General features: G+C 60.7%; 12 protein-coding genes and 1 tRNA gene. 5 read left to right on the top strand and 8 right to left on the bottom strand.

Annotation, left to right across the window (positions count from 1 at the left end; translation table 11 throughout):
* Positions 1-2 precede the first annotated feature (2 nt).
* From sctR to sctW, 8 genes are read right to left on the bottom strand one after another with little or no spacing between them, the layout of a single operon-like run.
* Entirely contained in the window at positions 3-656 is a 654-nt protein-coding gene (gene sctR / locus ACP7EW_RS08700; protein WP_426216508.1) for a type III secretion system export apparatus subunit SctR, read from the bottom strand.
* Positions 653-1,666, bottom strand: a complete 1,014-nt coding sequence (locus tag ACP7EW_RS08695; RefSeq protein ID WP_426216506.1) for a FliM/FliN family flagellar motor switch protein — start codon at positions 1,664-1,666, stop codon at positions 653-655. The genes sctR and ACP7EW_RS08695 overlap by 4 nt, the downstream gene beginning before the upstream one ends.
* Positions 1,663-2,121: a type III secretion system HrpP C-terminal domain-containing protein gene (locus ACP7EW_RS08690; RefSeq protein ID WP_426216504.1), complete on the bottom strand. Its 459-nt coding sequence runs from the start codon at positions 2,119-2,121 to the stop codon at positions 1,663-1,665. The genes ACP7EW_RS08695 and ACP7EW_RS08690 overlap by 4 nt, the downstream gene beginning before the upstream one ends.
* Positions 2,118-2,546 carry a type III secretion system stalk subunit SctO gene (gene sctO, locus ACP7EW_RS08685; protein WP_426216502.1) on the bottom strand — a complete coding sequence of 143 codons (429 nt, stop codon included), beginning with the start codon at positions 2,544-2,546 and terminating at the stop codon, positions 2,118-2,120. The genes ACP7EW_RS08690 and sctO overlap by 4 nt, the downstream gene beginning before the upstream one ends.
* The gene (locus ACP7EW_RS08680) at positions 2,533-3,891 is read right to left on the bottom strand and encodes a FliI/YscN family ATPase (protein WP_033896933.1); all 1,359 of its coding nucleotides are present in this window, start codon (positions 3,889-3,891) and stop codon (positions 2,533-2,535) included. Before ACP7EW_RS08680 ends, sctO begins: the two co-directional genes overlap by 14 nt.
* Positions 3,888-4,787 (bottom strand): FHA domain-containing protein, encoded by a 900-nt coding sequence (locus ACP7EW_RS08675; protein ID WP_426216499.1) that lies wholly within the window; start codon positions 4,785-4,787, stop codon positions 3,888-3,890. The genes ACP7EW_RS08680 and ACP7EW_RS08675 overlap by 4 nt, the downstream gene beginning before the upstream one ends.
* 34 nt (positions 4,788-4,821) lie before the next feature.
* Positions 4,822-6,915, bottom strand: coding sequence for a type III secretion system export apparatus subunit SctV (gene sctV, locus ACP7EW_RS08670; RefSeq protein WP_426216497.1), 2,094 nt, complete (start codon positions 6,913-6,915; stop codon positions 4,822-4,824).
* A complete protein-coding gene (gene sctW, locus ACP7EW_RS08665) occupies positions 6,912-7,976 on the bottom strand; it encodes a type III secretion system gatekeeper subunit SctW (protein ID WP_426216495.1) in 1,065 nt (354 codons plus the stop codon). Before sctW ends, sctV begins: the two co-directional genes overlap by 4 nt.
* Positions 7,977-8,238: 262 nt before the next feature.
* Here sctW and ACP7EW_RS08660 point away from each other — a divergent pair, with 262 nt between their 5' ends.
* The 5 genes from ACP7EW_RS08660 to idi all read left to right on the top strand — a co-directional run bounded on the left by ACP7EW_RS08660 (position 8,239) and on the right by idi (position 12,931).
* Positions 8,239-8,790 (top strand): RNA polymerase sigma factor, encoded by a 552-nt coding sequence (locus ACP7EW_RS08660; RefSeq protein WP_426216492.1) that lies wholly within the window; start codon positions 8,239-8,241, stop codon positions 8,788-8,790.
* Between the two features lie 191 nt (positions 8,791-8,981).
* Positions 8,982-9,058, top strand: a tRNA-Met gene (locus tag ACP7EW_RS08655).
* 327 nt (positions 9,059-9,385) lie between these two features.
* On the top strand, positions 9,386-11,554 hold the full coding sequence (locus ACP7EW_RS08650; RefSeq protein ID WP_426216490.1) for a cytochrome P450: 2,169 nt from the start codon (positions 9,386-9,388) through the stop codon (positions 11,552-11,554).
* Complete coding sequence (locus ACP7EW_RS08645; RefSeq protein ID WP_426216488.1) at positions 11,551-12,357, top strand: class I SAM-dependent methyltransferase; 807 nt, start codon at positions 11,551-11,553, stop codon at positions 12,355-12,357. The genes ACP7EW_RS08650 and ACP7EW_RS08645 overlap by 4 nt, the downstream gene beginning before the upstream one ends.
* A gap of 31 nt (positions 12,358-12,388) precedes the next feature.
* Positions 12,389-12,931, top strand: coding sequence for an isopentenyl-diphosphate Delta-isomerase (gene idi / locus ACP7EW_RS08640; RefSeq protein WP_426216486.1), 543 nt, complete (start codon positions 12,389-12,391; stop codon positions 12,929-12,931).
* Position 12,932 lies beyond the last annotated feature (1 nt).

Here is a 12,932-nt window from a genome sequence, read left to right as displayed (position 1 = left end):
ACTCAGAGGTAGGAGAGGAACAGACTGTCGAGCAACCGGGACCAGCCGGACACCATCACGAACAACAGCAATTTGAGTGGCAGGGAAATGGTCATCGGCGAGACCATTTGCATGCCCAGCGACAGCAGCAGGTTGGAGACAATCAGGTCGATCACGATGAAGGGGATATAGATCAGAAAGCCGATCTCGAACCCGGCCTGCAGCTGCGACAACACGAAGGCCGGAATCACCAGGATCAAGTCTTCGCGCTGCACCTCCTCGGCCATCTGCGCAGGCCACAAGCGCTTGGAATTCTCCAACAGGTGCGTCAGCACATCCGGGTCGATGTTGCGCAGCATGAAGGCACGTAGCGGTTTGATCGCCTCACTGCCTGTCTGCAGAAGCATTTGCACGTTGCTCAAGTCCAGAGGCGAGGCTTTGACGTGCTCGGCGATTTCATACCCCACCGGGGCCATGATGAATAGCGTGGCCGCCAGTGCGATGCCATTGATGGCCATGCTGGGCGGCACCTGCTGCACACCGATGGCGTTGCGGGTGATCATCAGCACAATCACCATTTTCAGGAACGCGGTACAGACGATCAACAGCATCGGCATCAATGACAATGCCGCCAGGAAGACCGCGAGAACTAAGGGGTCCAGCCCTTGAAGGATCATCCGCCGAACATCACGCGGGACAACTGCAAGCCCAGGCGCCCGTCGACTTCCACCAACTGCCCCAGGCCGATCGGCCGGTCACCGTAATAGAGACCGGCCATGCCGGGCGCATAACCGGCGACACCCAGTACGGCACCGGGGGCGAGACTGCGCAACTCGCCCAGGGTGAGGTTCAGTGTTCCGCAGCGTATGTTCAACGCCATGCTCAACTCGTCGAAGGGTTCATGGCCGAATACGTCCACAACGGGTTCATCTTCGTCATACCCCGAGTAGTGGGGAGCGATAAATTCTTCATCCATGGAGGTGCCCTCAATCGAAGTCAGTGTCAGACACAACGCGCCTGCGTCATCGTCAATACGCCCATGCAGCCGCTGCCTGCCAACCTGTACGTGGCCAGCGCCCTGGGCCTGGAAAAAATTCTGTTCCGGTATCAGCACATCCCCAGCCCGCAGGCCACGTACCTGTGCAATCGGTAATTGCAGGCGTCCAAGGGTCACGGCAATTGCCAGTTGAAATGACGCTGGCAACGGCGCGGCGTTGCTGCGCCACGACCCGGCATCACACAACGCGAGGAAGCTCTCGGCCGTCAGCCACAGATAGCCCATTGCCCGGGAGGCCCCCAGCGTCACGCTGAGTCGGCAACCAAACCCCTTGGGGCGCTCGACATCCAGCAGTCGCACATGGCCCATCAGTGTTTGCACCTGCGGGCTCAGGTGGTGTTGGAACAACGCCCAGAACCAGGAGTCCGGATCGTTGCCCGTCTTGGCCAAGGTCACCGGGCATTCGCCCAGCAGACTGAGCAAGGGGCCAGCCTCGGCCAGCGCTAGCACCCCGCGTGCCGTTTCGAAGCACAATGACTGGCCCGCAGTGGGCGCACGACCCGGTTCGAGCCATAACTCACCACGCTGCCCCGCGACGTCGAAGGGCAAGCGCAAGCCGCGCCCGAGACGACGGCGTGCGGCAACTATGTCGCCACTGACCCGAGGCAGCGGCACTGCCGGAATCATCATGCAGCCCCGACAGAGGGAAGCAACAGGCTGACCGTTTGCCCCAACGATTGTCTAAAGCGGTCCTCAAGCTGTTGCCGCACGCCATTCAGCCAGCGCGCCGTCGCATCATCTTGTGCGTCCAGGTCGATACTCCAGGCGTTCTGTTCACGGCGCACACTGGCGTTGATCCGCCCCAGGCGGGGCAAGTACAACACCGCCTGCAGCGGCCACTGCGACGCGGCCTGCAGGCGAGGTACCAGTTGCTCGGCCAGCGCCTCGATCATCGCCGCAGCGCCCGACGCCTTGGTTCCCGATAGCTGAGGCCCTGCCCCAGAGCCCTCCCCCTCATCCGCCCACAACTGGGAAAACAATCGCGTCAGCTCTGCAGGCAGGACGCCCGCCATTGCGGGCTCTCGCTCCTCTCGTCTGTCACGCGGGCGTGGACGCTCGGCGGGTTTATCTGAAACCTGGGTCATGTCGGCTCCTGCGCCAGTAAAAGAGATAACTCCTGAAGTTTTTCCACCTGTCGCAGGCAGGCGGTGACCTGCTTTTGGGCTCTGCCGACGCAGGTCTGTCGTTCTTCCTGCTGGCCCTGCAAGGCTTCCAATTGCCCCATGCCCCGCCGGGTATTGGCCGATAAGGAACGTTCCTGCGCGCCCCAGGACTTCAGCGCCTGCAGGTTCAATACCTGGCCCTGGTGTTCACTGAGCAATTGGGCGCTTCGTTGAGCCTCATCACGCCGGATCTGCTCAAGTGCAGCCTCGGCCTGGCGGATATTGGCAAGCAGGGCCTGCTGGGCCCGCTTCGCCTCACGCAAGGCACGCTCAGCCCGGTCTGCCCGGTGCCGGCGCAGGCGTCGCAGTGTCTCGACTTCGCCGAGCAGCCCATCAGAATGGGACATAGGCCGTCAGCTCCTTGAGTTGCTCAAGCGTCGTCGCCATCGGCGCAGGCTCGCGCAAGTCCTGACGCAGGAAATTGTCCACCGCCTGGCGACTGTCCACCGCCAGGTCAGTCAAGGCATCGCTGCCGGGCTGGTATTCCCCCAGCTTGAGCATCAGTTCGATCTGCTGATAGGCCGACAACAAGCGTCGCAATGCCGTGCCCGCCTGGATATCCACAGGCTCGGCGACGTTGCTCAGTATCCGCGAGAGGCTCGCCAGCACATCCACGGCGGGATAGTGCCCACGCTCCGCCAACTTGCGAGACAACACGATGTGGCCGTCGAGCAACGAGCGCACTTCATCGGCCACTGGATCGTTCATGGAGTCCTGCTCGATCAACACGGTGTAGATTGCCGTGATCACCCCCTCACGGGTCAACCCGGCGCGCTCTACAAGGCGCGGCAGCAGGCTGTACACAGAAGGCGGCAGGCCACCGCGTCCGAGGGGTTCGCCGGCAGCCAGGCCGATCTCGCGTTGGGCCCTGGCGAATCGGGTGAGGGAGTCGATCAGTAGCAGCACCCTCTTGCCCTCGCGCCGAAAACCCTCAGCCAATGCCGTGGCCGTAAAGGCTGCACGGGCTCGCTCCATGCTGGAACGGTCGGACGTGGCGCACACCAGTACGGCCTTGGAACGCAGTTGCTCATCGAGTTCATGATCGAGGAATTCACGCAGTTCCCGACCCCGCTCGCCGATCAGGCCGAACACGATGACATCGCACTCCACGTTACGAGCGATCTCGGCCAACAGGGTGGTCTTGCCGCAACCGGCCCCGGCGAACAGGCCCACGCGCTGGCCTTCACCCAGCGTCAACAAGCCATCGATCGAACGCACGCCGGTGGCCAAGGCGCGGTTGATGCGCGGTCGATCAGTCGGCAACGGCGCCTCACACAACACCGCGCTGGAGTCCGGCGAGTCAGCCTCGACAAACGCACTCGGGCCTTCTCCCGTGATCGGTCGCCCGAAGCCGTCCAGCACCTGGCCCAGCAAAGCCTCGCTGACCTGTACGCGATGCGAGACCCCAAGACGCTCCACGCCCGCGCCCACCTGCACACCTTCCAGATTGCCCAGGGCACTGAGCACTGCGTCCTGCTGATCGAAACCGATGATCTCGGCCAGCATGTAGTCGCCCTGCTTTTTCTCGACCCGACACAGATCACCGATACGCGCTTGAGGCAGCCGACACTGCAACAACATGCCATTGACGCGCTGGATGCGCCCCCGCATGGTCACCGGTGCGAAGGTGGCCAGCGATTGGACCTGGCGTTGCTGCCAGGCTTCCAGGCGTGCTTGCAGTTCCGCACTCACCAGCGCACCTCATAGCGCTGTACGCCATCGAACACCACCTTGCTGTTGTCGATCAGCACCAGGCGCAGGCCGTCGACTTCATCCCCGACAAACAGGCGGCTACCCTCTTCCAGAACCACGTGACCATTGGGCCCGCCCACGATCTGCACAATCTTGAACGGCAACGTCCCATCGCGTGCGCGCACACGGCTGATCACCGGCACGGCGCTGTCGAACTGCTCGCCAAAACGGCTGAGCATGCGTGCGACCAGCTCAACATCGTCCTGTGAGACGTCCCCACTGAGCGCGACCTGCCCATTGATCACTTGCAAACTGACGCGCTGGTTCAATTCACGTTCGCCGAGCATCTTCAACAACTGCTGGCGCACCTCAAACGGTGAGGCCAGTTCGTGCTTTTGCACCACAGGCGGCATCAGCGAGGCCTGGGCCTCAGGCTTTCCGGTGGACGCCATGCCCACCACAATGAAGATCACCGTCACCACCAGCACCAGCGTAATCAGACGCTTCTGCTGAGCGTGCGAAATGGCCGACAACTTAAGCACCGGCACCGGCTCACTGACCCGTGGCGACACCTCCGGTGCAGAGGCTGCAGCCTGGGGCCAGGGCTCATCGGCCAACGTGACGCACAACCGTACGTTGCCCACCAGAAACGTGGCGTTCAGCGCCAGATGCGCAATCTGCGCCAGCACCTGCCCCTCTGCACCCTGCAACAACCCGGCCTCAGCCTGCACCGACCAGTTCGAGTCGATGAGTCGCAGCCGGGCATGCTGCTCGGCGACGCCTGGATCGCTTAGCACCAGGTCAGCATCGACGTGGGCACCGATGCTCCACTGCTCCCCGAACAAGGGCAGCGCAGCCCCCTGATGCCGCCCATCAAGCACTCGCAATTCGAACATCAGCGAGCCCCCCAGGCCTGACATAGCCAAGTCTTCATGCCACCGCACCGCGCATCAACTCATCCTGGCCCAGGTCGAAGCGCCCTAGCACCTTGACTTTGGAAGAGCTGCCCAGCTCAGCGAAAGACAGTACCGGCACGTGGTTGAACTCCTCCAGCAACAGCGTGCGCAACGGGCTACGCAAGTCCTGTGCGACCAGCATCACGCTCTTGAGTTTGGGGCGAACGGGAAAGGCTTGATTGAGCAGGCTGACCAACGCCGCGCTGTGTTCGTCATCGAGGGCGAAGAACACCCCGGTCTGGGTCTGGCGCAGCGCCTCACGCAGGATGTTTTCAGTGTGCGGCGACAGCAACCAGGCATGCAGGCCGTCAGCTTCGCTGTACTGGTGGTAGATCTGTGCCTTGAGCGCAATGCGCGCGTAGTCGGCCAGCGCGTCCGGCTCGCGTTCATGCTGGCCGTACTCGATCAGCGACTCGACGATCAGCCGTACGGCGCGCAACGGCACACCCTCGCTGGCCAGGCGTTGCAGTACGGCCGAAAACCGCGACAGTGGCATGATCCGTTGCAGTTCCTGAACCAGTTCCGGTTGGTTGTGCTCCAGCCAACTGAGGATCGACTTGCTCTCCTGGATCCCCAGGAACTGCGGCCCGCTGAGCATCATCGCCTGCTTCATGCGCTCGACGATCAGGCTCGCCGAGGTGAAGCGCTCCAACTGCGGATCATCGAGCAGCGGATCATCCGGCGCCAACCAGAGCCAATCCTGTTCATCGCGCTCCACCAACCCTGGAATGGCATGTGCTGGCTCCACCGCCAGCGCTTTACGCTCCACCGCCACATGGCTGACCACAGATGCCTTGACCATGGGCACTTCGTGGACACAGAAGCGCATTTCGTCGTCGTCCAGTGAGTCGTCGAGTTCCACCTCGAACGGTGGCAGCGTCAAGCCGATATTGGCGACCAGTGCATTTCGGGCCTGGCGGATCGAGTGAACAAGATCCGTCACCTCAGGCGTCCCCCGTAGCACCGGGGAGAATTGCAGCAAGTAAGGCCTCGACGGATCAAACCCTCGCAAGTCCTCACGGCCGTTCTCTTCAGGACGCACCGCTTCGGCAGTTTCAGCAGCAGGTTGCTCCTGCCGTTGACGCTGGCGCATCAGGTAATACCCCAGGCTGCCAGTGACCAGCGCGATGAGGATAAACACTCCAGTGGGCATGCCGGGTACCGCGGCAAAGGCGAGCATACCCACCGAGGCGATCATCCAACTCTTGGGCTCGCTGGTCATTTGCCGGGCAATTTCGGCGCCCATGTTGCTGGCGCCCTTGCGTCCGTCCGGCGCCACACGGGTGATGATCATGCCGGCGGTGAGGGAAATAAGCAGCGCCGGGATCTGGGCGATCAGGCCGTCGCCGATGGTCAATACCGAGTACAGCGTAATGGACTCGGAAGCACTCAAGCCGTGCTGAAACATGCCGGTGGAAAAACCACCCAGCAAGTTCACCACAACGATGATCAGGCCCGCGATGGCGTCGCCTTTGACGAACTTCATGGCGCCGTCCATGGCGCCGAACAATTGGCTCTCACGGGACAACTGCTCCCGTTTGTCTCGCGCTTGCATGCCGTCGATCAAACCGGCGCGCAAGTCGCTGTCGATGGACATCTGCTTGCCGGGCATCGCGTCCAGGCTGAAACGCGCCGCCACTTCGGCCACCCGTTCCGAGCCCTTGGTGATCACCAGGAAGTTGACCAGGGTCAGGATCAGGAAGATCACCATCCCCACGGCGAGGTTGCCGCCCACTACAAAGTTGCCGAAGGCCTCGACGATGTCTCCGGCGTCCTGCTCCAGCAGGATCAGGCGTGTCGTGGCAATCGACAGAGACAGGCGAAACATGGTGGTCAACAGCAGGATCGACGGGAACGAAGAGAACGCCAGGGGGCCTGGCAGGTACAACGCCAACACGATCAACAGGCATGAGATGCAGATGTTGAGCGCGATCAGGATGTCCACCAGCCAAGTGGGCAGCGGTACGATAAAAATGAACACGATGGCCATCACCACCACGGCGCCCAGCACTTCTGCGCGTTGCGCGACCTTGAGCAGAAAACCGTTGATGGCCGAAAGCGCTGTCACGCCATGACTCCCAGCTCACCCGGAAAACGCGCGGGGCCACGCGTCACGCGGTCCAGCTCACCGATCACCGCCAGAAAGCCACGCAAGGTCTCTTCGCGTACCCGACCGTCGAGCCATATCGCCAAAGGCAGTTGCTGGACCACGGGATAAAGCGCATTGAGGGCCAGCAATTGCTGGGCATTCGAACTCCCTGACAGGTCGCTTCCAAGCCGCAGGATTTCAGCAGCCGCGATACCTGAGCCCGCGTAACCCAGCAGGCGTTGCAGCAGGCTCACGGCATCATGATCAATACCCAGGCGTTGCATCAGGGCATTGCAACCGGCCAACACGCCGCTCAACTGCCCACAGCTTTGCAGCCCCAGTAACAGGGTACGCAACAGCGGCGTTGGCAGTGACGACACCTTGGCCGCGATGTCGTCCGCCAAAGCCTTGCGCATCATCTTGAGCCCGTCGGCAAACCGTTCTTCGCCATAAACTCCCAGCAGCGCCTGCATCATCGTCGACAACGATTGACGCGCGACCACACTGGCGTAGTAGAGCGTACGCAGCGCCTGGCGCTCCTGCGGATCGGTACTCGCCGCTTGCAGCGCCAAGGCAATGTTCAGGCCAGCCTGGATCTCCCCTTTGAAGCGGACCTCCAGCTTGGCAATTGCATCACGGGCCAACGCTGCTTCCGATGGGCGCACTTCAACGTCGGCCTGGGTTGCCACATATTTGAGTACCACGAACGCACGTGCGGGGTCTCCACCCGCCAGTTCCAGCAATTTGTCGACATGGGGATGCTGCAGCAACTGCCAGCGGACGCGGCGCGAAAGGCTCGCGAGGGTCGCCTGGGCAGGGTGACCCAACTGATCATAAATTTGCGCGAGCTGCTCGGCCGGCGGCACGCGCACGCTCATCTTGCGTTGACTCAACGGTTGAGTGTTGTTTTGCACTTCCAGGTTGAACAGGTGGGCGAGCTCATCCATGCCAGAAGCCGGCGCCGGCGTGGAGGCCGGGCTGACGGCAGGTTGATCCTGCGGCTGGACCGTTTGCACATCCGGGGAGGATTCGACTTTCATGGAGAGACCTGAACAGGAAGAGTGTTTCCCTGTGTGGCAAGGCCAGCGCAAATGGTTCCAAAAAGTCAGATCACACGAAAAGTTTGAAAAGACTTGCACAGACCTTCAAGGCTCTATGCAAAGGGTTGCACGAAAAAATACATTTCAAAAAAAATTATCGATATAAATCAGAAAGTTATGAAAATTATTTTCTTGGCATAGCCAGTGCAAAAGGGGTTCCCGTCGACACCTTTTCGACTGCGTCTACACCAAGGAAACAATCATGAATATCCCTATTGAAGCTTTAGCGCACCTCGTTGGCAGCTCGCCTCAATTCATGCTTCACCTGACAGACGACCAGCAAAAAAAACTGCGGCGCTTCATTCATAAGCGCGTACTCAACCCGGAAGATGCGGATGATCTTCTGCAATTGACTTACCTGGAAGCCTGGCGCAACCGAGAGCGTTTCAGCGGCAATGCCACGCTCAGTACGTGGATGTGCGGTATCGCGCAAAACCTCATCCGCAACCACTTCAGGCGCTTGTACGCCAAGCCCGTGCATTGCGAGTTTGATGAGTCGCTCTGGCACGGCCAGGAGGACAACCACAATCTGGATTGGGAGTTTGAGGTCAACCGTCGCCTGGAAAAAACCCTGAGTGCCATCGACCATCTGCCGATGGAAATGCGCAAGACGCTGTACGCCTCACTGGAAACCGACGGCAGCTATCAGGACACCGCCGACGCGCTGGACATTCCTATCGGCACCGTGCGCTCACGCCTGTCACGGGCCCGCGAGCAGCTCAAACGCGCCACGCACAGTCCGAAACTCCCTTAGCATCAGTGCACGCGTTGAGCGGCAGGGATATCTGCTCAACGCGATCACATTTTGCGGGGCCTCGGCAGGGCGAATACTGATCCACTCGTCGCCAGATCCGCTGATTTCGCTTAAACAGTTGAAAGCGTAGATAAAAATTCAAAATAAATACTTGACGCATTCCCGTTCTACGCGAATAATGCGCGCCACTTGGCTACATAGCTCAGTTGGTTAGAGCATAGCATTCATAATGCTGGGGTCCGGGGTTCAAGTCCCTGTGTAGCCACCAAGTACCGATCCATAGATGTCTACAGCAGTCTATGAATCACCTCAAGAAGCCCGCCTCGTGCGGGCTTTCTTGTTTCTGGCGTTTCAAAACACCACAGCCTCACAGCGCCTTCTCCTGAACGCCCTCCTTCCTGAAACCCCATTTCGCCTTCAGTTTTGCGGGGTTTCCCGTGCCACCCTCGGAAACACCTGACATCCAAACCCATTTACTTCCGAGCATGCTCCACAGGGTTTGAACACAGCCACCTTGCCCTGAACCTCCCACCTGTGGAGGTTGCTTGGATATGAAACAAGGATGTCATATGACAAATAATTCAGAGGGGGCTTCATGCCGACAGCACCACTGATCATTCCCGAGATACAGCTTCCGTTTCCCTGCCCGCCACCACGTTCTGACAGCCATCAGTTGCGGGAACATGCCCTGGCATGGGCGCAACGATACGGCTTGATCGGCCGTCGGGGTGCGCACCGGCTAAGCACCACTGCGCTGCTCGACCTGGGAATAGCGCTGTGCGGACAAGCCCCGACGCACCAGGCCGAAACCCTGGTGTGCTGGTATCTTTGGGCGCTCACACTCGATGACCGGATCGATGACGGCCCCTGGGCAGAAAACGGCGTGCTGGAACGTTTCGTCGCAGCGGTGCAGTCCATAACCGAGAGCGACGGTGTCGACTCACTCGATGAAATCGGCCGACTTGATGACCCAATGCTCAGTGTCCTGATCGATGATCTGTGGCCACGGACACGGAGCTGGGGTGACGGGCGCTGGCGGCATCGGCTTGTACGCAATTTACTCGGGCATCTGCGTGCGCAGGCGACCCTGGTGAGAATGCGCGAAACCGGCACGGCGCTCACGCTGGCCGAATACCTGCCGTTACGACGGGATTCGTTCGGTGCACTGTTCTTCTTTGATCTCATCGACGCGGCCGAAGCGCTCGATCCCTACGAGCATTCAGAAAACATCGTCTGGTGGAACACACTCCGCGAGCACGCGGCCGATATCATCACCTGGACGAACGATATCCACTCGATTGCCAAAGATGTGGTGTGTGGCGAGCGCTTCAACCTGGTCTCCATTCTAGCGGACACCCATGGCACCGACTGGCCTGAGTCGATCGAAGCGGCCCTGCACATGCTGAATACAGCCGTCGAGGCATTCACCCTGGCCTCAGCTCGGCCCCACCGAGCGTCCGCCGCTACCGACCCGGAGCGGCTGCGCCAGGTTGCCCGAGCGGCGGGCGATTGGCACAAGAACGTTTCCCGGTATCACCTGCAGGCCACCGACGCCACGGGCCAGGTCAACCGGCAGGTGGACCTGGCGTGCATCCCCCCTACCCTGAAATCCCGGCAATTCGAAATCGACCCCTACCCCCTTTATGAGCGTTTGCGTACCACGCTGCCCATTGTCTACGACGAGCCTACGGACGTGTGGCTGGTCAGCCGTTATGCGGATGTCAAAGCCGCATTGACCCACCCCGGAACGAGCAGCAACAACTACAGCTGGCAAATCGGACCGTTGCTGGGGCACACCATTGTGGCCATGGACGGTTGTGAACACGCCCAGCATCGAGCGTTGCTGAGCCCGTCGTTCCGCAGCAAGGCCCTCACAGTCCTTGAAGCATCGGTCACCTCGGTGAGCATGGACCTGCTGGCGCAGATGCGTGGCCGCCGCCAGGTGGACCTCGTTGCCGATTTCACCTCAGTGCTGCCCGTACGGGTGATGGCTCGCGCGCTGGGGCTCCCGGCTGAAACCCCGGAGGAAGTCGCTCGGCTGAAGAACTGGTGTGCCATCGGCTTCGCCTACATGGGCAACTATCGACAGGATCCGACCCTGTTGACCGGTGGATTATCCAACCGTGACAGTTTCTACGACTTCATCCAGCCCCACATCGACGCCCGTCGCGCGGCACCCACCGACGATTTGATCTCACATCTTGTGGCCGCACGGATTGACGACCAGCCCTTGTCCGAAGCGTTCGTGCGGGCCTATTGCGCGATCTTGATGACGGCCGGCAGTGAGACCAGTCACGGTGCCTTGGCAAACCTCATCGTCAACCTGCTGAACGAGCCCGGCGTGAAAGAAGCAGTGATGGCTGATCCGGACTTGATGGAGAATGCGCTCGCTGAAACCTTGCGACGCAACCCTCCTTTGCAACTCATTCTCCGGGAGGCCCGTGAATCGCTGGAGCTGCCGTCCGGAACCATTCCTTGTGGCGCGACCCTGGCGTGCCTGATCGGCTCGGCCAACCGTGATCCGCACCAGTTCACCGATCCGGACATCTTCACTCTGTCGCGCCCCCATCAGGAGACGAATCACTTTGCGTTCGGCGCAGGGCGTCATTTCTGCCTGGGATCCATGCTTGCACGGATGGAAATCACCCTCGGCGCTCGCCTATTACTACAGACCTTTCCAGACGTGCGCTGGGCTCCAGGGTTCCAGCCCGCCGAACACGGTTTTCTTAACCGCTGCCCTCTTCGACTGGAGGTCGTACTGTGAGCACCACTGACCCAGCCGAGGAGCCCGGCTACACCAACAGCTATCTCGGTGATCAGCATGCCGGCCAGTTGGCGCGGATGCGCACCCTGGAGCGTGCCTTTGACCCGCTGAGCCAAACAGTGTTTGGCCAACTGCCTCTTCCGGACAAACTGACCCTTCTTGACCTCGGCGCCGGTGCCGGATCATTCGCTGGCTGGCTGAGCAAGCGCCATCCCGACGCGACGGTCATTGCCACCGACATTGACACCCGGTTTCTCAACGACATACCCGGCATTCAAGTGGTCACGCATAATGCCGCGACCGATGATTTCCCCGCCGCCTATTTTGACCTGGTGCACGTCAGGGCCTTGTTGTGCCACCTGCCCGAGCGTGAAGACATACTGACCAGAGCAACCACCTGGGTCCGTCCGGGCGGCTGGCTGGTGATCGAAGATTTGAGCTTGCGACCCAGCTTGAGAACGGCGAACCCACTGTTCCGGAAAATCGCCCAGGCCGGTTTCACGCTCCTGGAGCAGTCCATTGGCTCCGACATGCTCTGGGCCGATACGCTCCCCGACCGGCTAGGTGAACGGGGACTGTGCAATATCGGGTATCGCACCCTGGAAGGCCGCATCGGCGACAACAGCCCGGCCGACGCATTCTGGGCGGCAACGACAGCACAAGCCGGACCGACGTTACTGAAGCTCGGGCTGCTCACTCAGGATGACCTTGATGCCATGGCCAGGCTGCGCGCCTCTGCGACCTTCACCGAGGCAGCGTTGACGTTCATCAGCGCCTGGGGGCAAGTGCCCGAGCGCGACTAGACAGCCGTGACTGAACAAAAGAGGACACCGAATGACAGACTCCGTGATTTTGGTCGACGCACACGATCGTCAGATTGGTGTGTGTGATAAACGCGACGCACACCTGGGGGAGGGCCAGCTTCATCGCGCATTTTCGGTTCACCTGATCGACAGTGTCGGGCGTCACCTGATTCAACGTCGTGCCGCAGGCAAAATGCTTTGGCCTGGATTCTGGTCGAATGCCTGCTGCAGCCATCCGGCACCTGGCGAGACTGTTCTGGACGCAGCGTGTCGTCGCCTGCGCGAAGAGCTGGGGGTCTGCGCCTCCTGCCGCTTCCTGTACAGTTTTGAATACCATGCGCGCTTTGGGGTGATCGGTGCGGAACATGAGTTATGCCATGTACTGGTTGCTCAATCTGACACGGTGGTCTCCCCGGCCGTCGAAGAGGTCAGCGAGGTCCAGTGGCTGAGCCGTGCTGAAGTCTCAGCCCAACTCTCAGATCCGGCAGCACACTTCACGCCCTGGTTTCGAATGCAGTGGCGCCACCTGCTAGCGCAGCACCCTACATTCGACACACCCACCTTTCAGGAATGAG

Origin of the sequence: Pseudomonas sp. DWRC2-2, assembly GCF_049897885.1 — a bacterium.
GTDB lineage: Bacteria > Pseudomonadota > Gammaproteobacteria > Pseudomonadales > Pseudomonadaceae > Aquipseudomonas > Aquipseudomonas azotoformans_A.
This window is presented reverse-complemented; position numbering and strand designations above follow the sequence as displayed.

Bases quoted from the DNA above. Each gene is read 5' to 3' on its own strand.
- ACP7EW_RS08660 (WP_426216492.1), top strand. From the start codon at position 8,239: ATGAATATCCCTATTGAAGCTTTAGCGCACCTCGTTGGCAGCTCGCCT.
- ACP7EW_RS08650 (WP_426216490.1), top strand. From the start codon at position 9,386: ATGCCGACAGCACCACTGATCATTCCCGAGATACAGCTTCCGTTTCCC.
- sctR (WP_426216508.1), bottom strand. From the start codon at position 656: ATGATCCTTCAAGGGCTGGACCCCTTAGTTCTCGCGGTCTTCCTGGCG.
- ACP7EW_RS08675 (WP_426216499.1), bottom strand. From the start codon at position 4,787: ATGTTCGAATTGCGAGTGCTTGATGGGCGGCATCAGGGGGCTGCGCTG.
- sctW (WP_426216495.1), bottom strand. From the start codon at position 7,976: ATGAAAGTCGAATCCTCCCCGGATGTGCAAACGGTCCAGCCGCAGGAT.
- sctO (WP_426216502.1), bottom strand. From the start codon at position 2,546: ATGTCCCATTCTGATGGGCTGCTCGGCGAAGTCGAGACACTGCGACGC.
- ACP7EW_RS08690 (WP_426216504.1), bottom strand. From the start codon at position 2,121: ATGACCCAGGTTTCAGATAAACCCGCCGAGCGTCCACGCCCGCGTGAC.
- idi (WP_426216486.1), top strand. From the start codon at position 12,389: ATGACAGACTCCGTGATTTTGGTCGACGCACACGATCGTCAGATTGGT.
- ACP7EW_RS08695 (WP_426216506.1), bottom strand. From the start codon at position 1,666: ATGATGATTCCGGCAGTGCCGCTGCCTCGGGTCAGTGGCGACATAGTT.